Here is a 21677-nt window from a genome sequence, read left to right on the forward strand (position 1 = left end):
GACAACCGATGGCAGGGGCGCGGTCGCACGGGCTCGGCTAGGATGGCGCGATCCATTCTGTCGCCGACAGGAATTCCATGCGCCCTCTGTTCCTTGCCCTTGCCATGATGCTCGCCACGCCCGCCGTCCACGCTGAAAAACTCACCCTGGAGGCCATCACCGGCAGCGCGCCGCTGTCCGGGCCGACGCTGATGAAGCCCAAGGTCGCCCCCGATGGTTCGCGGGTGACCTTCCTGCGTGGCAAGGACAGCGACCGCAACCAGCTGGACCTGTGGGAATACGACATCGCCAGCGGCCAGACCCGGCTGCTGGTGGACTCCAAAGTGGTGCTGCCCGGCACCGAGACCCTCAGCGACGAGGAGAAGGCGCGCCGCGAGCGCCAGCGTATCGCCGCGCTGACCGGCATCGTCGATTACCAGTGGTCACCGGATGCAAAAACGCTGCTGTTCCCGCTGGGCGGCGAACTGTACCTGTACGACCTGGGCAAGCAGGGCCGCGAGGCGGTGCGCCAGCTCACCCACGGTGAAGGCTTCAGCACCGACGCCAAGCTCTCGCCCAAGGGCGGCTTCGTCAGCTTCGTGCGCGCGCGCAACCTGTGGGTGATCGACCTGGCCAGCGGCACGCAGCTGCAGCTGACCCGCGACGGCAGCGCCACCATCGGCAACGGCGTGGCCGAATTCGTCGCCGACGAGGAAATGGATCGCCACACCGGTTACTGGTGGGCGCCGGATGACTCGGCGATCGCGTTTGCCCGCATCGACGAATCGCCGGTGCCGGTGCAGAAGCGCTACGAGATGTACGCCGATCGCGTGGAGATGATCGAGCAGCGTTACCCGGCGGCCGGCGATGCCAACGTGCAGGTCAAACTGGGCGTGGTCGCGCCGCGCGAGGGCGCCGCCGCAACCTGGGTCGACCTGGGCAAGGAACAGGACATCTACCTGGCCCGCGTCAACTGGCGCGATCCGCAGCACCTGACCTTCCAGCGGCAGAGCCGCGACCAGAAGAAACTGGAGCTGATCGAGGCCAACCTGGCCGATGGCAAGCAGCGCACGCTCATCACCGAGACCGGCAAGACCTGGGTGCCGCTGCACAACAGCCTGCGCTTCCTCAAGGACGGCCGCTTTGTGTGGTCCTCCGAACGCAGCGGCTTCCAGCACCTGTACCTGGCCAGCGCCGACGGCAGCCAGCTGACCGCGCTGACCTCGGGCAACTGGCCGGTGGACGAACTGCTGGCGGTGGACGAGGACGCCGGCATCGCCTACTTCCGCGCCGGCATGGAATCGCCGCTGCGCAGCGAGCTCTACGCGGTGCCGTTGGCCGGTGGCGCGCCGAAGAAATTGTCGCAGGCCGCCGGCATGCACAGCGCCGCGTTCGCCAACAACGCCAGCGTCTACGTGGACAGCTGGTCCAACAGCACGACGCCGCCGCAGATCGAGCTGTACCGCGCCAATGGCGAAAAGATCGCCACGTTGCTGGACAACAACCTGGCCGATCCGAAGCACCCGTACGCGAAGTACCTGCAGGCGCAGCGCCCGGTCGAGTACGGCACGCTGACCGCCGCCGACGGCAAGACGCCGCTGCATTACAGCTTGATCAAGCCGGAAGGCTTCGACCCGGCGAACAAGTACCCGGTCGCCGTCTTTGTGTACGGCGGCCCGGCCACGCAGACCGTGACCGACAGCTGGCCGGGCCGTGGCGATCACCTGTTCAACCAGTTCCTGGCACAGCGCGGCTATGTGGTGTTCTCGCTGGACAACCGCGGTACCCCGCGTCGCGGCCGTGATTTCGGCGGTGCGCTGTACGGCGTGCAGGGCACGGTGGAAGTGGCCGACCAGCTCAAGGGCGTGGAATGGCTGAAGGCGCAGCCGTGGGTGGATGGCAGCCGCATCGGCGTGCAGGGCTGGTCCAACGGCGGCTACATGACCCTGATGCTGCTGGCCAAGGCCTCCAACCAGTACGCCTGCGGTGTGGCCGGCGCGCCGGTCACGGACTGGGGCCTGTACGACACCCATTACACCGAGCGCTACATGAACCTGCCGTCCGCCAACCCGGCCGGTTACACCGAAGGCCGCGTGCTCACCCATGTCGACGGGCTGACCTCGCCGCTGCTGCTGATCCACGGCATGGCCGACGACAACGTGCTGTTCACCAACTCGACCAGCCTGATGAGCGCGCTGCAGCAGCGGGGCCAGCCGTTCGAGCTGATGACCTACCCGGGGGCCAAGCACGGCCTGTCCGGCGCCAACGCGCTGCACCGCTACCGCATCGCCGAGGACTTCCTCGGCCGCTGCCTCAAGCCCTGAACGGGCATCCGCACGGAAAGCCGGTAACAGCAAAGGCGCCACAAGGCGCCTTTGCTGTCTGCAGCGACTGTCGCGCTGGCGGAGCGGTTACTGCTCCGCGCCCGGCGGCACCCAGATCGCCACGCCGGCCGCGCGCTTCTGCTGGGTGGGAATGCCCACGCTCAGGCCGCCGCCGGAATGGCGTCCATAACTGCCGGCACCGACCGACATGCCCACCGGCGATCTGCCGGCCCCCACGCCCATCAGGATCACGCCATTGGCGCCGAGCGCGGCGGCCTCACGCTTGAGCCGGGCGATGGCGGCATCGGTCTGGCCCTGGGTGCCGAAACCGACCGCGCTGGAGGATTCCAGCTGGGCGATCTCCACCGCACCGGCCGGCGGGGTGGAATAGATCTGTACACTGGCCGGGTCCACCGGCGCACGCGCCTGGCCCAGCATCACCTTGGAGGTGCTGGCGCAGCCACTGGCGGCCAGGGCGAAGCCCAGGCCCAGGATCAAGGTAAGCGGGAGCTTCATGGTTTCACCCTCCGGTGATCGTTGACAGTGGATGATCCGCGCAGCCGGGTGAATCGGCTGCGAATGGCTGGCGGCCGCAGGAAACTTGCAAGACCCGGTTTCCGGGCTATCGTGCTGACTATACGAATCAGGAGTGGAACCGTGGGATTGATCAGTCTGGTCTGGGGTGTCGTGGCACTGCTGTGGATGGTACTGGCGTTCATCCCGTTGCTGGGCTGGGGCAACTGGTTCCTGATTCCGTTCGCCGCGGTGGGCGCGATCATCGCCACCATCGGCCTGTTGTTCACCCACGCCAGCAAGCGTGGCCGCGCCAAGACCGGCCTGCTGCTCAACGCGCTGGTCATCGTGGTCGGGGTGATCCGCCTGTCCATCGGCGGCGGCATCATCTGAACCCGGCCCGCACGCATCCCGGCCTGGTGCCGGTCGACGGCGTAAAATGGCGGACTCCGGCGGTCGATGGCCCTCCGTCCCGGTGACGGAGGGCTGCCGTGCAGCGGGTGCGCGACAGCGTGCCCCGCTGCGACCGTCCGTGCCGGGCACCGTCCGGCCACCGTTTTCCGAATCCAGGAGTACCGCCATGGGACATCCCCATTACCGTCCGCGCCGCATGCGCCACGACGAGTTCTCGCGCCGGCTGATGCGCGAACACACGCTGACCACCGATGACCTGATCTGGCCGGTGTTCGTGCATGCGCTGGACGGCCGTGCGCCGGTCGGCTCGATGCCGGGCGTGGAGCGCATGTCCATCGACGAGCTGTTGCGCGAGGCCGAGCAGGCGCTGGAGCTGGGCGTGCCGGTGATCGACCTGTTCCCGGTGGTCGACGCCTCGCGCAAGTCGCTGGACGCGGCCGAGGCGTGGAATCCGGACGGTCTGGCGCAGCGCGCCGTGCGCGCGCTGAAGTCGCGCTTCCCCGAGCTGGGGGTGATGACCGACGTGGCGCTGGACCCGTACACCACCCACGGCCAGGACGGCATCATCGATGAGGCCGGTTACGTGCTCAACGACATCACCGTGGCGGCGCTGGTCAAGCAGTCGCTGTCGCACGCCGAGGCGGGTGTGGACATCATCTCGCCCTCGGACATGATGGACGGCCGCATCGGCGCGATCCGTACCGCGCTCGATGCCGGCAGCCACATCAACGTGCGTCTGATGGCCTATTCGGCCAAGTACGCCTCGGCCTTCTACGGCCCGTTCCGCGATGCGGTGGGCAGCTCCGGCAACCTTGGCAAGGCCGACAAGAAGACCTACCAGATGGATCCGGCCAACAGCAACGAGGCCATGCGCGAGATCGCGCTGGACCTGGAGGAAGGCGCGGACATGGTGATGGTCAAGCCGGGCATGCCGTATCTGGACATCGTGCGCCGGGTGAAGCAGGAGTTCGGCGTGCCGACCTTCGCCTATCACGTCAGCGGCGAGTACGCGATGCTCAAGGCGGCCGCCGCCAACGGCTGGCTGGACGAGCGCGCGTGCGTGATGGAGACGATGATCGGCTTCAAGCGCGCCGGCGCCGATGGCGTGCTGACCTACTACGCCCCGCAGATCGCGCGCTGGTTGAACGAAGGCTGAGATGGACGGGCTCGACCTGCAACGCTACGGCTGGGTGGTGTGGACGATCGGCGTGGTGCTGTTCGCCGGGGTGATCGCCGCGGTGATCGCCGCGGTGGTGCGCGCCGGCCGCCGGCCACCGGAGCTGCCTTCGGCCGCCGAGCGGTTGCAGCGCGAGGCACCGCTATCGGCGGAGGTCGAGGCCAAGCTGCGTGAGCTGGCCGAGCTGCAGCAAAGCGGCCGGATCGGCGAGGTCGAATACGAGCAGCGTCGCGCCGAAGTGCTGGCGGCAGCGCCCGGGACACGTTAGGCGCACGGCTGGCCGGGCTTCATGCCGCAGACGGTGGCGCCAGGCCTCCGGCCCGGCCCGCGGAGGTCAGCGGCAGTCGTTGTCGCCGTCGCTGGCCGGGGTGCGCATCCGGTACAGGTCCAGGCCGCCGGCACGCGGGGCGCGGGCCTGGCCGCTGACCAGCAGCTCGGTGGGTTTGCTGGCATCGACCAGCGCGCCACGGGTGTCGCCTTCCCCGGTATTGAACGACAGCGCCAGCGGCTCGGCCGTGGCCCAGCGGCCGTGACGGCAATGCGACAGCCACAGCCGGCTGCCACCGGTATGGCCGCCGCGGGCGAACACCAGCGCGCGGCCATCGCCGATCCAGCTGCCGTCGGTTTCGTCGGCACTGCTGTTGATGCCCTGCAACGGCGCCGGCGCGGCAAAGCCGTCACCGTCGCGGCGTGCGTGCCACAGGTCCCAGCCGCCGGCCGCACCGGGCCGCGTGCTGGCCAGCAGCAGGGCGCCATCGCCGGCCAGCGCCGGGGAGCGCTCATCGTGGCGGCTGTTGAGCGGTGCGGGCAGCGGCATTGCCGGGCCGAAACCACCCTCGGCGTCCACTGCGGCCCGGTACAGGTCGAAGCCGCTGCTCCCGCCCTTGCGGTTGGAGGCGAAGTACAGCCAGCGGCCGTCGCTGCTGAGGAACGGGTCGACCTCGTCGGCAGCGCTGTTGAGCGCCAGTGGCTGCGCGTCCATCCAGCGGTTCTCGCGCAGGCTCGCCTGCCACAGGTCCCAGCCGCCGGCACCGCCCTCGCGGTTGCTGGCCCAGATGATGCGCCGGCCGTCGCTGGAGAGCGTCGCGTGGGCCTCGTCGGCGCGGGTGGAGACCACGCCCATGCCTTCGATGCCGAACTCCGAAAGCGCCGAGGCCAGTGGAGTAAAGAGTAGACTCGCAGTCAGCGCGAGCAGCAGTGGTCGGGGCCGCATGTCGGTTCCGCAGGCGATGTCGCGTCCAGTCTAGGTCATGCAGAGGATCACCATGAGCGCTCCCCGCTACGCCGTGTTCGGCCAACCCATTGCCCATTCGCAGTCGCCGTACATCCAGTCCGCCTTCGGCAAGGCGCATGGCATCGCAGTGGATTACCGCGGCATCGAGGCATCCCCCGAGAACTTCGCCGCGGCGCTGGAGGCCTTTGCCGCCGCCGGCGGTGTAGGCGCGAATGTGACCCTGCCGCACAAGGAGGCCGCGTTCGCGCTGTGCGCCACCACCACCTCGCGTGCCACCCGGGCCGGCGCGGTCAACACGCTGCTGCGCAAGGGCGAGCGCTGGCATGGCGACAATACCGACGGCATCGGCCTGGTACGCGACCTGACCGGCCGCCATGGCCTGGACCTGCGCGGCCGACGGGTGCTGCTGCTGGGCGCCGGCGGTGCCGCCCGCGGGGTGGCGCCGGCGCTGCTGGACGCGGGCATCCTCGAGCTGGTGGTGGTCAACCGCTCGCCGGAACGTGCCGACGCGCTGGCCGATGCGATGAACGAGCCGGGCCGGGCGATCTCCGCCTACTGGGACGCATTGCGCGACCTGGGCGACTTCGAGCTGATCATCAATGCCACCTCGGCCGCCCGTGGCGAAGACGCGGCTTTCAACCTGCCGCTGTCGCTGGTCAACAGCATGACCACCGCGGTGGACCTGAACTACGGCGAGGCGGCGATCCCGTTCCTGGCCTGGGCGCGTGCCGCCGGCTGCCGCAACTATTTCGACGGGCTGGGCATGCTGGTCGAACAGGCTGCCGAGAGCTTCCAGCAGTGGCATGGCATGCGCCCGGAAACCGACGCGGTCTACGCCGAGCTGCGTGGCCGTGACGCGGTCCTGGTCACCGCGGACTGACGGCGCAATGGAAAGCACGCAGCTGTTGACAACCCTGCTGCTCTCCCTCGGTTACCGCCTGCCGATCCTGATCGCGCTCGGGGTGGCCCTGGTGATGCTGCTGGACACGCCGCGCGGGCGGGTGCGCAGGGTGGCACTGGCGGCGCTGGGGCTGCTGCTGGTGACCAACCTGGTCGGCGGACTGTTGAGCGTACTGCCGCTGCTGATGATCGCCGGCGGCAATTTCGCCGGCCTCGGCGGTCTGAATACGGTGCTCAGCGTGGCCCATTTCGCGCTGTCGCTGCTGGAGGCGGTCGGCTTCATCCTGCTGGCGTGGGCGCTGGTGCAGGCGCTGCGGCGTCCGCTGCCGGCCGGCAACGGCTGAGCCGGCGGCCGATTCGGTGAAACCCGGCGGCTATGGGAAAATGGCCGCCTTTATCGGAGCAGGCAGCACAGTGGCGTGACGGAAAAAGTGGAAGCACCGCGGACCTTGACCGAGGATCTGAAGACCGGCATCCGCGACGCCTACGCCAAGCTGCAGGCCAACACGCCCGGTTTCAGCACGCGCCGTTCGCAGAGCCAGATGATCGGCGTGGTGTCGCGCGCGCTGGCCACCGGCGGCGTCGGCGTGGTCGAAGCGCCCACCGGCGTCGGCAAGAGTCTGGGCTATCTGACCGCCGGCGTGCCGATCGCGCTGGCCAGCAAGAAGAAGCTGGTCATCAGTACTGGCACGGTGGCGCTGCAGTCGCAGCTGGTCGAGCGCGATATCCCCAACTTCCTGAAGAACACCGGGCTGCAGGCCACGGTGGCGCTGGCCAAGGGCCGCACCCGCTACCTGTGCACGCGCAACGCCGCCGAGGCGCAGGGCGAGGGCGCGCAGGAGGGCATGTTCGGTGACGAGGTGCCGCTGTACGACCGGCCGCTGGCGCCGATCGAGATGGACACCGCCGAGAAGCTGACCAAGGCATTCCTGAACGGGCGCTGGAATGGCGACCTGGACAACGCGCCGGAGGCCATCACCCCCACGTTGCGCCAGCGCATCACCACCCCGGCCTCGGCCTGCGCCGGGCGCCGCTGCGCGTACTCGGCGCAGTGCCCGGTGCTGCGTGCGCGTGCCGAGGTGCGGGACGCGCAGATCATCGTCACCAACCACGCGCTGCTGCTGTCGGCGCTGTCGCTGGGCGACAGCGACAGTGGCCAGCCGCTGATCGCCCCGCCCGGCGAGATGCTGCTGGTGCTCGATGAAGGCCACCATATCGGCAATGTCGCCATCGACCAAGGTGCGGCCAACCTGCCGCTGGACGACATGGCCAAGCGCACCGGGCGCCTGCAGATCCTGATCGCCGGCGCCTACCGCGCGGTGGACAAGGACCGGATCGGCAACCTGCTGCCGAACGAGGCCATCGAGGTCGCGGCGCGGGTCAGCAAGCTGCTCAAGGCCTTCCGCGATGACATCGCCCAGGTATGGATTCCTTCGGCCGAGGATCGCGAGCCGATGTGGCGCGCCGCCAACGGGCGCCTGCCGGAAGCATGGAAGCAGCCGATCGAGGTGCTGGCCGACGAAACCCGCACGCTGCTCAACTGGGCCACGGCCGCCACCTCACTGGTGGCCAAGGGCAAGCAGGAAGACGCCGCCGTCGAGCGCCTGCAGCGCAACCTGGGCATGGCCCAGGAGATGATCGAGCAGCAGTACAACCTGTGGGCCGGCTGGCGCCGCGAGGACAAGGACGGCCAGCCGCCAATCGCGCGCTGGGTGACGCTGTCGCGTGATGGCGATTACATCCTGCACTGCTCGCCGGTGTCGGCGGCGATGGTGCTGCGCAAGCTGCTGTGGGAGGAGGTGGATTCGGTGCTGATGACCTCGGCCACGCTCACTGCCGGCGGCGATTTCCAGTCGCTGGCCATCGACAACGGCATTCCCGAGGACGCGGAGATGGTCTCGCTGGCCTCGCCGTTCGACCTGCCCAACCAGGCCGAGCTGATCGTGCCGAAGTTCCCGGTGCCACCGGACGACCGCGAGCGCCACCCGAAGGAGGTGGCCAAGTACCTGGCCGGGGAACTGGACTGGGACAAGGGCAGCATGGTGCTGTTCACCTCGCGCTGGAAGATGGAGAAAGTGGCCGAGCTGATGCCGGCCACGCTGCGCAAGAAGGTGCTGGTGCAGGGTGAGGGCGCCAAGCAGAAGATGATCGACGAGCACATCCGGCGCACCTCGGCGGGCGAGGGCTCGGTGCTGTTCGGCCTGAACTCGTTTGGCGAAGGCCTGGACCTGCCGGGCGAGGCCTGCACCACGGTGGTCATCACCCAGGTGCCGTTCGCGGTGCCGACCGATCCGCAGACGTCCACGCTGGGCGAGTGGTTCGAAAGCCGCGGTCTGAACTCGTTCAACCTGATCGCCATTCCGCATGCGCTGCGCACGTTGACCCAGTTCGCCGGGCGGCTGATCCGCACCTCGACCGACAGCGGCCGGGTGATCATCCTCGATTCGCGGCTGCTGACCCGTCGCTACGGCAAACGCATCATCGATGCGCTGCCGCCGTTCAAGCGGGTGATCGGCTGACCGTTGCGCAAGGCGTGGCTGGTACCGGCCGGCGCGAGTACGTACAGTGCGCCACCTTCCCCCGCTTGCGACCGGCATGCCCGACTTCACCGCGACCTTTCCCTGGGCACTGCACCTGCAGCGTCTGCAGCAGCGCGATCCGGCGCTGGCACCGCTGGCACTGATCGACGCAGGCGGCGGTCTGAACGCGCGCGGGCTGGCGCTGGAAAAGCTGCTGCGCGCCGGGCAGACGCTGGCGCAGCGGCAGGCCGACGTCACGCTGGTCGCCGATGAGCTGCGCCGTTACCAGAAGTTCGCCCCGCCGGGCCGGCCGTCGCTGCAGCTCGTGCAGCTGCGTCGGCAGCAGTCGACGGTGCAGCAGGCGCAGCGGGTGGCCCATCAGGCCCTCATCCGCGACGCCGACGCCTTCGCGCGGGCGATGCCGCTACAGGTGCCGGCCAAGCTGGGCACGTGGGTGACCGTCGAGCGCTGGCTGGCCGCGCATCTGGCCGGTCCCGCCGCAGACGGCTGAGCGCGCTCAGTCGCAGGGCGGATGCAGCGAAGGCTGCAGCGCGGCCAGCTGTTGCAGCTCGTGTTGCCGTTCCAGCGTCACCCGCAACTGGCAGGCCGTGCCATTGAGGTACATGGCGGTGTTGTCGAACATCGTCTGGTAGGCCGCGCACTGGATCTGCCGGTACTGCTGCCAATGCTGTTGTGCCTGCGCCAGTGCCGCGCCCACCCCGGCACAGCGCGGCGCCGCCAATGCCTGCAGGCGCCGCTCGATATCCGCGTCGAGGGTGGCGGTGGCCGCCTCCAGGCACTCGCCGGTTGCCGCGCCGCCAACCCGGTATTGCGGGTCGCGCAGGCAGGCCTGCAGCTGCCGTTCGTAGCGCTGCTGCGGTGTGGGCGGAGGCGGTGCCGCCGCCACGGTTCCTGCGAGGGTGGCCATCAGGCCGGAGATCAGGCCGGAGATCATCCAGCGTGTGCGGCGGTGGAGGTGCATCGCTTGCTCCCGGTGGTGGGCGACAGGCTCAGTGCCAGAGCCCGAGGATCAGGCCGAACAGCACGAACTGCACGCTGTGGTAGCCGCCGTCGATCGCCCACAGTCTGCCGCTGCGCCGGGCGAACTGGTAGTTGATGCCGAAGCTGGTGGCGACCAGGCCCAGGCCGGCCACCCCACCGCACAGCAGTGCCTTGCGCAGTTCCGGTTGCGGGCCGAGCAGCCAGGCGAACGCCAGAGCGGCCAGCAGCGAGAACACGAAGCTGATGCCGAATACCTTGCCCGGATGCCCCGGTGGCACTTCACCGCCGTTCTCGCGGTTCCATGCGCGGCCGAACAGCAATGGCGAATACCACAGGCCTCCCAGCAGGAAGCTGGAAACGGCGGCCGACAGCACGGCATAAAGATTCATACAACTCCCAGTGGCCCGTGGAGGATCCCGCACCATCGTCATTGCCGGTGACGCGCATGCCGTTTGTACCTGCCGGGCAGGCGGCAGGCAACGCCGGCTTTCCCCGCCACTGCGAATCACCCCCGGCAGCGGCCCCCCGCGCGCACCCTGCGCGCCGGTGAGGTGCTGCTTACGACTCGGGGCGGTTCAGCAGCGCGGTCATCGCGGCGGCATCCTCGCGGCTGAGAAACAGGTATTCCAGCTCGGCAGCGCCGAACTTGTCTTCCAGCTCGTGCATGCGCACCGGGTGGTTGCCGAAGCGGTAATGGGTGCTGCCGTCGCTGTCATCCTCGATGGCATATACGCCGAACGAGGGTGGATTGGTCAGCGTGCCTTCCGGCTTGACGGAAGAAGGGTCGATGGCGCGCTCGATGAGGTCGTCTAGGTCGGTCATGTCAGTGCGGAAATGCGATGGGGGAGATGAAAGTCGGTCGGCTGCCGGCGGATGTTGCCGGGCCGGGGGAGTCCGGACAGTCGCGTTGATAGCCCGGAGCAGGTGCATTGGAGGTGATTGCTACGGGCGGCACCGCGCTTGCTGCCGCCGGTAGGGGTAGCGGCGGGGTGGGCGCGTGCTTGAACACCGGCATGCCCGTTCCGGCCATAGCGACGGCCCACAAACTGCGAACCGCCACACGTCGTCCAGGCCCGTGCAGGAGCGGCTGCGCGAGGCGGTGGTGTTGGCGACGGCAGGTGGTGGCGTGGGACTGTGGAAGGGGCATGGCAGGCCTCGAATGGGCGCAGCCTGCCGTTAGTTTCGCGTTAAAACAAGCCCGTCATGGTCGTAGTCCGGCAAACAGCCCGATCCGGCATGCTCAGCGGCTGCGGGCGTGCCGCGCCAGAGCGCTGCACAGCGCGATGAACGCGGTGAAAGCGGCCATCGACAGGAACTGCATCCGGGTCTGCGGCGAGACCATCAGCAGCGCGAAAATCACCGCAAGGATCGCCAGTGCCAGTACCGTCAGATACGGGAACCCGGCCATCCGGAACGGCAGCGGCGTGCCCAGGCGGTCGGCGCGGCGGCGCAGGATCAGCTGAGACAGCAGGGTCAGGGTCCACACCAGCAGGCAGGTGGAGCCGACCACATTGAGCAGCACCGGCAGCACCTTGTCCGGGTACAGCAGCTCCAGCACGGTAGCGCCGAAGCCGAACAGCACGCTGGCCAGCACCGCGACCACCGGCACCTGGCGGGCGTTGGTGCGCGCCAGCCAGCGCGGGGCCTCGCCGCGTTCGGCCAGCGAGTGGATCATGCGCGAGGCGCCGTACAGGTTGGCGTTGAGCGCCGACAGCAGCGCGATCACCGCGATCAGGGTGATGGCGGTGGCGGCGCCGGGGATGTTGGCCACGTCCAGCACCGCAGCGAACGGCGATTTCAGCGCCTCGCTGTTCCACGGCACCACGGCGATGATCACGCCGATCGAGCCGATGTAGAACACCAGGATGCGCCAGGCCACGGTACGGATCGCGCGTGCCAGGCTGCGCTCCGGGTCCTGGGTCTCGGCCGCGGCCACGGCCACGATCTCGGTGCCACCGAAGGCGAAGATCACCACCAGCAGCGCCGCGCCGATGCCGGCCAGTCCCTTGGGCATGAAGCCGCCATGGGCGGTGAAGTTGCCCAGCCCCGGCGAGGCCACGCCCGGCAGCAGGCCCAGCAGCAGCGCGATGCCGACCAGGATGAAGGCGATGATTGCGCCGACCTTGAGGATCGCGAACCAGAACTCGAACTCGCCGTAGTTCTTCACCCCCAGCAGGTTGATCGCGGTGAACACCAGCATGAATGCCAGCGAGGTCAGCGGCACCGACAGCTGCGGCCAGAGCGTGGCCAGCAGGCCGGCCGCACCGACCGATTCGGCGGCGATCACCACCACCAGCTGCGCCCACCACAACCAGCCCACGGTAGCCCCGGCGGTGGCGCCCAGCGCATCGGCGGCATACACCGAGAACGCGCCGCTGGCCGGCCGTGCGGCGGCCATCTCGCCCATCGCGTGCATCATGATGATCACCAGCGTGCCGGCGACCAGGTAGGAAATCAGCACCGCCGGCCCGGCGGCCTGGATGCCGACGCCGGAACCGAGGAACAGGCCGGCGCCGATCGCGCTGCCCAGTCCCATCATGATCAGCTGGCGCGGCTTGAGCGCGCGTTCCAGTTTCTGCGACGGCGCGGTGGCCGGGGCCGAAAGATTGGCGGGCATCGGTGTGGTTCTAGGTTGAAGAGGCGACACCATACCGTGTCCGCCCGGTGCCGTGTCTGTCCCGAAGGTTGGGGCGGAAGTGGCCGTACTCATGCGGCTGTGCAGCAAAGCAGTGGCGAGACGCGGCGGGAATCTTGCGCCGGGCAAAGGCCCGCATCGCCGCCGCTGGCGGTGCTGATCCCGGCCGGGCGCTGTCCGCTTGCCGAAGATGCAACGGCCACGCTGCCGCCGGTGTCCGGGGCGCTGTCAGGCGGGAGGGAGTTGTTGAGGGTCGAGCGGCAAACCCGCTTCACCTCGCGCGGGCCTGGATCAGGCGGCGAGCTCCCGAGACGGTAGGCGTGATCTCCGCCCGCTGACGCCACATCATCGACGTGGCGTCAGCGGCGGGAAACCATCGCGCCGGCGCATTCCAGAACCAGCCCGCAGGCCTTATTCCGTGGTTTTCCAGCGGCTGACCTTGTCCATCAGGACCTTCATTTCCGCGCCATTGTCAGGCAACTGATCCACTGGCACGTCGAGGTGGTTCAGCGGGAATGCCGGCTGGTACTGCGCAAGCACCGGGCGCGTCACGTCCATCGGATAATCCGGGATCTTGCGGCCCTTGCGCAGCGCGGCGATGTCGATCTCGGCTTCAATGATCGCCTCATCATTGCTCGGATCTTCCGCCAGTATCTCGCCGCGCGGATTGACGATGATCGAGCCGCCACCCATCTTGGCCCACGGGCTGTCCGCCGGGAACGTGATGTTCGACATTGCCGAGTAGTAGTTGTTGAAACTGGCGGTGGCCATGACATCCAGCTTGGAGAACAGCGTGGAGGTGCGGAACATGATCTCGACACCCCGCATGGCATACGCCGCGAAGACCATGGTGTCGCGCTGGACCGTGCTCACGGCGATGTTCCCGTACTCGGTCCGCAGCACCGGGAACAGTGCTTCCTCACCGTACATCGCGACATATTTGTCGTAGACGTTCTCGATGGTGGTGGTGGGGATCTCCATATCCGGCTGGTAGTTCTTGACGTTGCGGGTCTTCCAGAACTTCTCGGCCACTTCGCCATCGCGGCCGATGACCGTGTTCAGGCTGAGGATGTGGCCCGGCCACGCAGCGTCGCGCGCGTAGCTGCCAAAGATGATGTAGGTGTCGCACTGTTTTGCCAGCTTGCCCAGCGCTTCGGTTTCCGCTCCCGGGATCTGGATCGTGAACTTGAGTTTTTCTTCGCGTTTGCCGTCGGAATAGCCGGTCAGCGGGAACTCGTTGAACAGGATGAAGTCGGGCTTCCTGCCTTCACTGCAGGCCCGCTCCGTGAGGTCGGTCATCTGCTGCAGGTTGTGGGCAAGCCCCTGTTCGATGGTGGGGAAGTCCTGCAGGTTGCGCGTCAGGTTCTGTACGACCTTGATCACTACCTTGTCTTTTTCCAGTGGCACCTGGGCGTAGCTGCCATCTTTTTCGACAAGGGGGGTGGCGTGCGCGCCCGCTGTGGAGAGCGCAACTGCCAGGGCAAGGAGCTGCAAGGGGGTGTTGGCCATATCTGATCTCTACTAAGAGGCACCATCCCGTCGGGGCTGGTGCCAGGAAGGGATGGTGCCGCTACGTGTCGATCAGGCTTCCAGCGACTCGCCGTTGAAGCTCGGACCGCTGATCTTGCGCCAGTCACGGCTGACGAACTTCTCGTCGATCAGGGTGCGCTGCACCAGCACGCCGTTCTTGTACCAGTGCCACACGCGATTGCGCAGCTGGCCGTCGTCGGAAAGCTGGATCATTTCATACAGCTCCATGCCTTCCTCGCCCTTGCGCTGCCAGTACAGCATCAGCGTGCGGTGGTGATCGTCGGCCGGGATCTCAGTGCACCAGCCGTAGATCAGCTCGTTGTCGAAGATGATGCGGCCGAACGAATAGGTGGTCTTGAAGTCGCGGACTTCGGTTTTGCCGTCGGCCCAGCTGTAGTGGTTGGTCTGGTGGTACGGCACCTGGTCATCGCCGGTGATGCGGCAGACCAGACGCGACTTGTGTTCGTCGATCTTGTCGCCGTTGGCATCGTAGTAGCGGTACACGCCATCCCAGACACCTTCGTGTTTGGCGAGGTTGGGCATGTGCTTCTGCAGATCGGTCATGTGCTTTCCTTGAGTGTGGTCATTGATGGGCGACGCGCATGGCGCCTTACTGGTCGCGAAGTTCGTCCATGACTTCTTCCATCGGCACGTCCATAGCACCGCCTTCCAGCGCCTCGGTTTCCTGCTGCACGATGCGCAGCACCCGGGCGATGTATTCCTTCATCCACAGCGTGCGCTGTGCTTCCGCTTCACGGTCCGGGTGGAACTGGTCCAGTTCCTCGCGGCTGAGCAGGCCTTTCTGTTCGATCAGACGTTCCAGCGCGTCCAGGCGCTGGTGGGTTACCGCGTTCTCCATGGCGATGGCCATGGCGATGGAGAGCACGCGCTCCACATCAGGGTCCTTGAAAAAATACGGGCGCTTGCCGCGGGCGCGGCTGCCGGCCAGGGCGATCGGATCGATGCTCATGCTTTCCAGGCTCCAAACATGGTCCACAGCGCGGCGCGGCCGTGGTCTTCGCCGTTTTCGCTGGCGACCGGGAAGATGTCCCGGTCGACCACGCCACGGACCTTGGTTTCGAAATAGCGGTCATTGTCGAAGCCGGCCGCGGCCATCATCTGGCGCAGGTCGTATTCGTGCATCACGCCCCAGAACGGCTCGTTGTTGTTGTAGGTGTCCCAGTCACGGATGAACTGCTCGTACAGGTCCAAGCCGTGGTATTGCGGTTGTTCCAGGTGCGCGGTGAGGCCGCCGGCGGCGAGCAGGCGGTGGACCTCACGCAGCTTCACCGGCATCGCCTTGGACGAGCTTTCATGCCAGAACATGGCGGTGGTGATCAGGTCGAAATGGCCATCGGGATAGTCCAGCGCCTCGCCATTGGCCTGGCGGAAGCGGATGTTGTTCACCCCCAGCGCACGCGCGCGGGCGTGGGCATAGCGCAGCATCGGTGCAGCCACGTCGACGGCGATGACTTCGGCATCCGGGAACGCCTGCGCCAGCGGCACCGCGTTGTGGCCGACGGTGCAGCCGATATCGAGGATGCGGCGCGGCTTGAACTGCGGGTGCTCTTCCTTCAGCCATTGCGCCAACGCCTGGCCGCCACCGTCGTTGTAGCGGCCGAGCATGCCGCCGGTGGTGGCGAAAATGCCGCAGTCGTAATTGGCCGCCGCCGATACGTCATCGGCCAGCAGCTCGGTGTGGTAGCCGCCGGGCATGCAGTGGATGTCCACCGCGCTGGCATAGCGCGGCACCTTCACCGAGGCATCCAGCTGCAGGCCGTCGTCGCTGGCGTTGAACGCGCGGGTCTTCTCGATCAATGCGTCGATCTGCTTGAGCACCAGGCCGCGGCCGGCCTGCTGGCGCATCTCCATGGTGTTGCGGCGCAGGGCGCTCCAAGTCTGGTAGATGCCATCGCCGGCCATCGCCTTGCGGATCTCGTGGCGGCTCTCCGGGGCGCGGCCCTTTTCCTTTTCGAACGCCGGCTTCACCCGCTGCTCGTACGCCAGCTTGACCTTGGGACCGAGCTGGGTGGAGAGGTAGCCGTTGAGGTTGGCCAGGAAATCGAAACGGGCGGTGTCGTCGTGCGCACTCTCGGGAAACACCGCGTGGCGACCGACGTGTTGCCAGCTGGGGGGCAAGGCTTGTTGGCTCATGGCGCACTCCTGAGTTGAGGGTCAAGCAAGTTCTAAAGTTATGTCTATATGTCATGCAATTCCGGCGCCAGTCAACCACTTCGACCATACCTGTTCGCGACCGGTGAAAACCGCCGATGGACCTGTGCCCACGGAAGCAGGGCCCAGGCGATTGTCCGGACAGGTGGCGAGGACGCATGGACTGGTTGCCGCCGCCAAAACATGTTGCAAAGCAGCATGTTGCGCGCCGGTGCCGGGTGCCCGCGGCCGCTGGGGCCGCGGGATTGCAGCGGTAGCACAGGGTCGCTGCAAAGGTGTTACAAATGATTGGACAATCATGTACTAATGATATAGCTATATAGCATCCAGCGACGGGTCAAAAACCTGTCCTTCGCACTACGGAGCAGGTCAGGACACCGGTCTTGTCGCTCCACTTCAAACGGGGAGTCGGGCGTGATTCGAATGTCATCGGTTTTGCTGGCCGCCGCAATGGCACTTTCGCCACAGGCGCATGCACTGGATCTGCAGTCCGAAGCCGGCAGCCTGGAGGCCATGGTCAAGCTGCGCTGCTCGCTGGATCCGCAGCAGGAGGAGATCCTGTGGTGGGCCGGCACCCTGTTCGCGCAGGAGCCGGGCAAGAAGGCGGCGCCGCTGATGGGCTTTGAGGGCTACAACATCTGCCGCGCGGAAAAGCAGTCCGATGGCGTGTGGCGGCTGTACACCCGCGAGCTCACGTTCTACCGCGACCTGAAGACCGGCAAGATCATCGACAGCTGGGACAACCCGCTCTCGGGCGAGCGCAACGAAGTGGTGCAGGTCGCCAACGACCCGGTCAACACCGTGCTCAACGCGCCGGGCCGGCCGCTGCACCTGCCGTGGGTGGAAGCCGGTGACGAAGTGATGCTGACGCTGAACATCCCGCTGGCCTATCCCAACCCGCTGCAGCCGGCCGAATTCCCGGCCGAGTCCAGCGGCCCGACCTACATGGGCTCGGAGCACTTCATGTTCTTCGCCCCGCGCGCAGCCATGGAAGACCCGGCACTCAAGAGCGTGCCGGTGACCTATGGCTGGACCCGTGTTGGGCCATGGCTGCCGTGGATGAAGCTGGGCAGCCGTCCGGGCAGCCTGCTGTACATCGCCCAGGGCAACAAGCGCGCCTCGGTCGACGAACTGCCGGCCGACATCCAGGAACTGGTGCGCAGCAAATACCCCGAATACGCCCGCGCGCCTGAAACCTGGGTGCAACCGAACATGACCAGCTGGAGCTACTACAAGCAGCTCCAGCAGCAGCGTGCGGCGGAAAAGCAGGACTGAAGCACGGATTCAAAGGACGGAACCCTCCCCCAACGCCGGTGCATCCATCCATTCTTCCATTCCGATCATCTCTCCAGTCGGGACATCCATGAAAAACATCAAGCCAGATCTGCTGTACTCCTCCATCACGCTCGCCCTGCTGCTGTGTGCGGGCAATGCCGTCGCCGACGTGGGCGAAGAGGCCGGCGCGCCGCCGGCAAGCGGCAATGCCACCGTCCACAGCCTTGACCAGATCACCGTGACCGCGCGTGGCGTGGCCGAGCCGCTGCAGCAGATGCCGCTGCCGATCTCGGCTATCTCCGAGGCCACCATCGAGAAGAAGGGCCTGGTGGATGTGCGCGACATCGCCGCCATGTCGCCGAGCTTCTCCTTCAAGTCCGGCTACGGCCGTGGCTTTGACCGCCCGGTGATCCGCGGCATGTCCAACATCCAGGGCGAGGCCAATGCCTCGTTCTTCATCGACGGCATCTACGTGGAAGGCGACATTTCCAGCTACGGCCTGGAAAACATCCAGCGCGTGGAAGTGGTGCGTGGCCCGCAGTCGGCCGCTTACGGCCGTCGTACCTTCTCCGGTGCGGTGGACTTCATCACCCGCCGCCCGGGCAGCGCCCCGGGCACCAAGCTGACCCTGGGCGCTGGCAACTATGGACAGGAAAAGCTCGGCCTGTTCCACTCCGGTGGCAGTGAGGACGGCACCTTTGGCTACGACATCAGCGTCAACAAGCGTGGCAATGATGGCCTGTTCTACAACCAGACCTCGCAGAAGAAGGACCTGGGCGGTACCGAGACCATCAGCGGCATGGTTGCCGTGGCCTGGTCGCCGACCGAGAAGCTGGACATCACCGCCCGCGTGATGCAGCAGAAGAGCCGTGACGAGCATTTCGCCATTGCCACCATCGGCAGCGAGAACCTCAACTGCTACCTGCCGCAGGAAACCGGTGCGCTGTACTTCGGCCTGTACCCGATCCTGGCCAACCGCCACCGCGGTTACTGGTGTGGCGATGTCAAGGCACCGACCGAGTACGGCATCAATACCGATGAGTTCACCGCTGCCGGCTACTTCGCCGGGCGCAAGACCGATTTCCTGCGCACCAGCCTGCGTGCCGAATACTTCTTCGACAACAACTGGACGCTGACCTCGACCACCGCCTACAACGACAGCAGCACCTACGCCGGCACCGACCAGGACTACAGCTCCGATCGCGGCTACGGCGGTGCGTTTGAAACCTTCACCAACACCGCTGTGAAGAACTGGTCGCAGGACCTGCGCCTGAGCAGCGACCAGTCGCTGGCAGTGTCCGGTCTGGCCGGCCTGTACTACTACAACCAGCAGGCTCAGCCGGGTTGGCTTGGCGACCTGACCGGCTTCGTGCTGCCGGGCAACCGCTCGGTGGTGCCGGTGCCGACCAACCCGGATGACGAGACCACCAACAAGGCCGTCTACGGCATGGTGAACTGGAAGATCAACGAGCAGTGGACCACCTCGATCGAGGCCCGCTATGCGTGGGATGAAATCAGCAAGGGTGGTGTGGACCGTCGCGTGCTCGGTGCCAGCACCTACGTCCAGCCGTGGGCGTTGAATGAAACCTTCACCAGCTTCACCCCGCGCTGGACCCTGAGCTACCAGGCCGCCGACAACCTCAACGTCTACGGTCTGGTCTCCAAGGGCACCAAGCCGGGCGGCTTCAATGCCGACGTCTACCGCGCCGACTTCCTGGACAGCGAGCGTGACCGCCTGATCGCTGCCGGCGTTGATTCGTTCGAGGAAGAAGAGGCCACCAACTACGAGCTGGGCATCAAGAGCGACTGGCTCGATGGCACCCTGCGCGTGAATGCCAACGTCTACCTGATCGACTGGACCAACCAGCAGCTGACCCTGACCGGCCCGGTCACCCGTCGCAATGGCACCCTGTTCTCGACCAGCTACACCACCAACGTCGGTGAGTCGGAAATCCAGGGCTTCGAGCTGGAAAGCCAGTGGGTGTTCGCCCAGGGCTGGCTGGCTTCGCTGGCCTATTCGTATACCGATGCCGAGATCAAGAACTTCGTCAACCAGGACCAGGCTGACCTGTTCAGTTCGGCGGTTGCACCGAGCCTGAGCGACCCGGCTGCCAATGCCGCCGGTTACACCCTGCCGCGCGTGCCCAAGCACAAGGCCACCCTGGGCCTGATGTATGACGGCGCGTTCGCCAATGGCTGGGAATACACCCTCAACACCGACGTGGCCTACGAAGGCCGCCGGTATGTGCAGGTGGACAACCTGGCCTCGATGGGCGCGGCAACCCGCACCAACCTGCGCTTCACCCTGCGGCCGAGTGACAGCCTGCAGGTCAGTGCCTACGTGACCAATGCCTTCAACGACCGCACCCCGGAAGAAGCACAGCGCGCCATCGACCCGATGGCCTATGTCGCCCTGCCGGCCGTGCCGCCGTTGAGCGGCCTGGCGGTGAGCAACCTGCGTGACTTCGGCATTTCGCCGGCAATGCCGCGCATGTACGGTGTGGAAGTCAGCTACAAGTTCTAAGTACCAATCCACCGGCCTGGCAGCAGCCAGGCCGGTCACTATTCAAGGGCAGGCAGTATGCACAGACGACATTTCCTTGCAGGCCTCGGGGCCGCATCGGCGTTGGCGATGCTGCCGGCCCAGGCACGCAGTATCGGCCGCGGTGCCGCACGCAGCGATGTGCTGGTCATCGGCGCCGGCCTGGCAGGCCTGGCCGCCGCGCACCAGCTCGAAGCCGGCGGTGCGCGGGTGAGGGTGCTGGAGGCCTCCGATCGCATCGGTGGCCGTTTGCATACCGTGGTCCGCAACGGGCTGCGTTTTGAAATTGGCGGGGTCGAGGTCGGCACCGGCTATGCGCGCGTGCATGCCCACGCCCAGCGCGTGGCGGTGGGCATCGAGCCGCCGGCCGTGGCCCGCCCGCCGGCCAGTGGCATGGGCTTCCAGCTCGGCGATGGGATCATCCCGTCCTCGCAGTGGGGCAGCAGCGCGTACAACACCCTGGCCGGGCGCGAGCGCGAGCTGCCGCCGACCCTGCTGCTGAGCACCGCCCTGAATGAAAACGCGCTGCCGGCGCTGGACAGCTGGAGCGACCCGGCCAACCTGGCCCTGGATGTCTCGCTGGCCCAGCATCTGGCCGCCAGGGGCTGGTCGGACGCTGCCATCGGCCTGATGGATGTCGGCAGTCCCTATTCCTCGCTGCATACGGTGAGCGCGCTGGACGTGCTGCGCCGCGATGCCCTGCGCCGTTACGGCGCCCCGGGCACCGGCTGGGTGGCCGGTGGCAGCCAGGCGCTGCCTGAGGCCATGGCCGCCTCGCTGTCGGCCGAGGTGGTACGCAATGCCCAGGTCGCGGCCATTGAAAGCAGTGGCCGTGGCGTGCAGGTACGTTGTGCCGATGGCCGCCGTTTCCAGGCCGGCCATGTGGTACTGGCCATTCCCAGCCTGCCGCTGTCACGCATCGTCATCGACCCGGCACCGCCGGCCGCGCAGCAGGCCATCTGGGCCGAACGTGGCGGCAATGCGGTGACCACCGTGCACCTGCAGCCGACCCGCCCGTTCTGGGAAGAGGACGGCCTGCCGTTGTGGCTGTGGGGCACCGGTGCGCTGCAGCGCGTGTTTGCCGTGCCCGGCGAGGACGGGGCGATCAACCGCCTGATCGTCTGGCTCAGTGGTGCGCTGGCCGAAAAGGCCGACACCCTGGATGCGGCCACCCGCGCGCAGTGGATCATCGACGAGTTCGCCCGCGTGCGCCCGGCCAGCCGTGGCGCCCTGCAATTGCTGGAAACGCGCAGCTGGGGCGGTGAACCGCTGGCCGGTGGCGCGTTTGCCGAGATCAAGCCGGGGCGCTTTGCGCAGACCCGGCAGTGGAACAACACCCCGTTCGGCCGGCTGCACTTTGCCGGCGAGCAGACCGAGCTGCATGTCCCGGGCATGGAGGCTGCCGTGCAGTCCGGCGAACGCGCCGCTGCCGCCATCCTGTCCGCCTGAATACCGTAACTT

Annotated in this window: 21 protein-coding genes; 11 read left to right on the forward strand and 10 right to left on the reverse strand. The window is 67.0% G+C overall.

The genetic code is table 11. The features are described from left to right. Positions 1 to 77 precede the first annotated feature (77 nt). Positions 78 to 2303, forward strand: coding sequence for a DPP IV N-terminal domain-containing protein (locus ACSBPQ_RS00695; protein ID WP_442683178.1), 2226 nt, complete (start codon positions 78 to 80; stop codon positions 2301 to 2303). An 87-nt stretch (positions 2304 to 2390) separates the two neighbouring features. Here the strand turns inward: ACSBPQ_RS00695 and ACSBPQ_RS00700 are convergent, their stop codons facing one another. Further along, complete coding sequence (locus ACSBPQ_RS00700) at positions 2391 to 2819, reverse strand: hypothetical protein (RefSeq protein WP_442683179.1); 429 nt, start codon at positions 2817 to 2819, stop codon at positions 2391 to 2393. 147 nt (positions 2820 to 2966) lie between these two features. On the opposite strand from ACSBPQ_RS00700, the gene ACSBPQ_RS00705 reads away from it, so the two are divergent. The 3 genes from ACSBPQ_RS00705 to ACSBPQ_RS00715 all read left to right on the forward strand — a co-directional run bounded on the left by ACSBPQ_RS00705 (position 2967) and on the right by ACSBPQ_RS00715 (position 4675). Continuing rightward, complete coding sequence (locus ACSBPQ_RS00705; protein WP_442684613.1) at positions 2967 to 3209, forward strand: hypothetical protein; 243 nt, start codon at positions 2967 to 2969, stop codon at positions 3207 to 3209. Between the two features lie 187 nt (positions 3210 to 3396). Further along, on the forward strand, positions 3397 to 4386 hold the full coding sequence (gene hemB, locus ACSBPQ_RS00710; RefSeq protein ID WP_442683180.1) for a porphobilinogen synthase: 990 nt from the start codon (positions 3397 to 3399) through the stop codon (positions 4384 to 4386). A 1-nt stretch (position 4387) separates the two neighbouring features. Further along, positions 4388 to 4675: an SHOCT domain-containing protein gene (locus ACSBPQ_RS00715; protein ID WP_442683181.1), complete on the forward strand. Its 288-nt coding sequence runs from the start codon at positions 4388 to 4390 to the stop codon at positions 4673 to 4675. A 66-nt stretch (positions 4676 to 4741) separates the two neighbouring features. On the opposite strand, the gene ACSBPQ_RS00720 is transcribed toward ACSBPQ_RS00715, so the two are convergent. Continuing rightward, positions 4742 to 5620, reverse strand: coding sequence for a TolB family protein (locus ACSBPQ_RS00720; protein ID WP_442683182.1), 879 nt, complete (start codon positions 5618 to 5620; stop codon positions 4742 to 4744). Between the two features lie 52 nt (positions 5621 to 5672). Between ACSBPQ_RS00720 and aroE the strand changes: the two genes are divergently transcribed. The 4 genes from aroE to ACSBPQ_RS00740 all read left to right on the forward strand — a co-directional run bounded on the left by aroE (position 5673) and on the right by ACSBPQ_RS00740 (position 9571). Further along, complete coding sequence (aroE, locus tag ACSBPQ_RS00725; RefSeq protein ID WP_442683183.1) at positions 5673 to 6521, forward strand: shikimate dehydrogenase; 849 nt, start codon at positions 5673 to 5675, stop codon at positions 6519 to 6521. Positions 6522 to 6528: 7 nt separating this feature from the next. Next, positions 6529 to 6885: a hypothetical protein gene (locus ACSBPQ_RS00730; protein ID WP_442683184.1), complete on the forward strand. Its 357-nt coding sequence runs from the start codon at positions 6529 to 6531 to the stop codon at positions 6883 to 6885. 75 nt (positions 6886 to 6960) lie between these two features. Next, entirely contained in the window at positions 6961 to 9060 is a 2100-nt protein-coding gene (gene dinG / locus ACSBPQ_RS00735; RefSeq protein ID WP_442683185.1) for an ATP-dependent DNA helicase DinG, read from the forward strand. A gap of 76 nt (positions 9061 to 9136) precedes the next feature. Continuing rightward, on the forward strand, positions 9137 to 9571 hold the full coding sequence (locus tag ACSBPQ_RS00740; protein ID WP_442683186.1) for a hypothetical protein: 435 nt from the start codon (positions 9137 to 9139) through the stop codon (positions 9569 to 9571). 6 nt (positions 9572 to 9577) lie between these two features. Here ACSBPQ_RS00740 and ACSBPQ_RS00745 read toward each other — a convergent pair whose 3' ends face one another. The 8 genes from ACSBPQ_RS00745 to ACSBPQ_RS00780 form a co-directional block, all read right to left on the reverse strand. After that, on the reverse strand, positions 9578 to 10042 hold the full coding sequence (locus ACSBPQ_RS00745; RefSeq protein ID WP_442683187.1) for a lysozyme inhibitor LprI family protein: 465 nt from the start codon (positions 10040 to 10042) through the stop codon (positions 9578 to 9580). Positions 10043 to 10070: 28 nt separating this feature from the next. Continuing rightward, positions 10071 to 10451: a DUF1761 domain-containing protein gene (locus ACSBPQ_RS00750; RefSeq protein ID WP_442683188.1), complete on the reverse strand. Its 381-nt coding sequence runs from the start codon at positions 10449 to 10451 to the stop codon at positions 10071 to 10073. A gap of 169 nt (positions 10452 to 10620) precedes the next feature. Beyond that, complete coding sequence (locus tag ACSBPQ_RS00755; protein WP_442683189.1) at positions 10621 to 10884, reverse strand: hypothetical protein; 264 nt, start codon at positions 10882 to 10884, stop codon at positions 10621 to 10623. A gap of 418 nt (positions 10885 to 11302) precedes the next feature. After that, positions 11303 to 12679 carry an amino acid permease gene (locus ACSBPQ_RS00760; RefSeq protein ID WP_442683190.1) on the reverse strand — a complete coding sequence of 459 codons (1377 nt, stop codon included), beginning with the start codon at positions 12677 to 12679 and terminating at the stop codon, positions 11303 to 11305. Between the two features lie 429 nt (positions 12680 to 13108). Continuing rightward, complete coding sequence (locus tag ACSBPQ_RS00765) at positions 13109 to 14206, reverse strand: nitrilase-related carbon-nitrogen hydrolase (RefSeq protein ID WP_442683191.1); 1098 nt, start codon at positions 14204 to 14206, stop codon at positions 13109 to 13111. Positions 14207 to 14278: 72 nt separating this feature from the next. Next, a complete protein-coding gene (locus ACSBPQ_RS00770; protein WP_442683192.1) occupies positions 14279 to 14791 on the reverse strand; it encodes a DUF3598 family protein in 513 nt (170 codons plus the stop codon). Positions 14792 to 14837: 46 nt separating this feature from the next. Next, positions 14838 to 15197 carry a hypothetical protein gene (locus ACSBPQ_RS00775; RefSeq protein WP_323032670.1) on the reverse strand — a complete coding sequence of 120 codons (360 nt, stop codon included), beginning with the start codon at positions 15195 to 15197 and terminating at the stop codon, positions 14838 to 14840. Continuing rightward, positions 15194 to 16381 (reverse strand): class I SAM-dependent methyltransferase, encoded by a 1188-nt coding sequence (locus ACSBPQ_RS00780; RefSeq protein WP_442683193.1) that lies wholly within the window; start codon positions 16379 to 16381, stop codon positions 15194 to 15196. The genes ACSBPQ_RS00775 and ACSBPQ_RS00780 overlap by 4 nt, the downstream gene beginning before the upstream one ends. Before the next feature lie 468 nt (positions 16382 to 16849). Here ACSBPQ_RS00780 and ACSBPQ_RS00785 point away from each other — a divergent pair, with 468 nt between their 5' ends. The 3 genes from ACSBPQ_RS00785 to ACSBPQ_RS00795 all read left to right on the forward strand — a co-directional run bounded on the left by ACSBPQ_RS00785 (position 16850) and on the right by ACSBPQ_RS00795 (position 21665). Beyond that, positions 16850 to 17674, forward strand: coding sequence for a DUF1838 family protein (locus tag ACSBPQ_RS00785; RefSeq protein ID WP_442683194.1), 825 nt, complete (start codon positions 16850 to 16852; stop codon positions 17672 to 17674). Between the two features lie 88 nt (positions 17675 to 17762). Further along, positions 17763 to 20198: a TonB-dependent receptor gene (locus tag ACSBPQ_RS00790; protein WP_442683195.1), complete on the forward strand. Its 2436-nt coding sequence runs from the start codon at positions 17763 to 17765 to the stop codon at positions 20196 to 20198. 57 nt (positions 20199 to 20255) lie between these two features. Next, the gene (locus tag ACSBPQ_RS00795; RefSeq protein ID WP_442683196.1) at positions 20256 to 21665 is read left to right on the forward strand and encodes a flavin monoamine oxidase family protein; all 1410 of its coding nucleotides are present in this window, start codon (positions 20256 to 20258) and stop codon (positions 21663 to 21665) included. The last annotated feature ends 12 nt before the right edge of the window (positions 21666 to 21677 follow it).

Source organism: Stenotrophomonas sp. JC08 (genome assembly GCF_052180205.1).
Classification (GTDB): Bacteria; Pseudomonadota; Gammaproteobacteria; order Xanthomonadales; family Xanthomonadaceae; genus Stenotrophomonas.

Bases quoted from the DNA above. Each gene is read 5' to 3' on its own strand.
- ACSBPQ_RS00695 (WP_442683178.1), top strand. From the start codon at position 78: ATGCGCCCTCTGTTCCTTGCCCTTGCCATGATGCTCGCCACGCCCGCC.
- hemB (WP_442683180.1), top strand. From the start codon at position 3,397: ATGGGACATCCCCATTACCGTCCGCGCCGCATGCGCCACGACGAGTTC.
- ACSBPQ_RS00775 (WP_323032670.1), bottom strand. From the start codon at position 15,197: ATGAGCATCGATCCGATCGCCCTGGCCGGCAGCCGCGCCCGCGGCAAG.
- aroE (WP_442683183.1), top strand. From the start codon at position 5,673: ATGAGCGCTCCCCGCTACGCCGTGTTCGGCCAACCCATTGCCCATTCG.
- ACSBPQ_RS00765 (WP_442683191.1), bottom strand. From the start codon at position 14,206: ATGGCCAACACCCCCTTGCAGCTCCTTGCCCTGGCAGTTGCGCTCTCC.
- ACSBPQ_RS00715 (WP_442683181.1), top strand. From the start codon at position 4,388: ATGGACGGGCTCGACCTGCAACGCTACGGCTGGGTGGTGTGGACGATC.
- ACSBPQ_RS00755 (WP_442683189.1), bottom strand. From the start codon at position 10,884: ATGACCGACCTAGACGACCTCATCGAGCGCGCCATCGACCCTTCTTCC.
- ACSBPQ_RS00795 (WP_442683196.1), top strand. From the start codon at position 20,256: ATGCACAGACGACATTTCCTTGCAGGCCTCGGGGCCGCATCGGCGTTG.
- ACSBPQ_RS00730 (WP_442683184.1), top strand. From the start codon at position 6,529: ATGGAAAGCACGCAGCTGTTGACAACCCTGCTGCTCTCCCTCGGTTAC.
- ACSBPQ_RS00790 (WP_442683195.1), top strand. From the start codon at position 17,763: ATGAAAAACATCAAGCCAGATCTGCTGTACTCCTCCATCACGCTCGCC.
- ACSBPQ_RS00720 (WP_442683182.1), bottom strand. From the start codon at position 5,620: ATGCGGCCCCGACCACTGCTGCTCGCGCTGACTGCGAGTCTACTCTTT.
- ACSBPQ_RS00750 (WP_442683188.1), bottom strand. From the start codon at position 10,451: ATGAATCTTTATGCCGTGCTGTCGGCCGCCGTTTCCAGCTTCCTGCTG.
- ACSBPQ_RS00785 (WP_442683194.1), top strand. From the start codon at position 16,850: ATGGCACTTTCGCCACAGGCGCATGCACTGGATCTGCAGTCCGAAGCC.
- ACSBPQ_RS00760 (WP_442683190.1), bottom strand. From the start codon at position 12,679: ATGCCCGCCAATCTTTCGGCCCCGGCCACCGCGCCGTCGCAGAAACTG.
- ACSBPQ_RS00700 (WP_442683179.1), bottom strand. From the start codon at position 2,819: ATGAAGCTCCCGCTTACCTTGATCCTGGGCCTGGGCTTCGCCCTGGCC.
- ACSBPQ_RS00780 (WP_442683193.1), bottom strand. From the start codon at position 16,381: ATGAGCCAACAAGCCTTGCCCCCCAGCTGGCAACACGTCGGTCGCCAC.
- ACSBPQ_RS00770 (WP_442683192.1), bottom strand. From the start codon at position 14,791: ATGACCGATCTGCAGAAGCACATGCCCAACCTCGCCAAACACGAAGGT.
- ACSBPQ_RS00745 (WP_442683187.1), bottom strand. From the start codon at position 10,042: ATGCACCTCCACCGCCGCACACGCTGGATGATCTCCGGCCTGATCTCC.
- ACSBPQ_RS00740 (WP_442683186.1), top strand. From the start codon at position 9,137: ATGCCCGACTTCACCGCGACCTTTCCCTGGGCACTGCACCTGCAGCGT.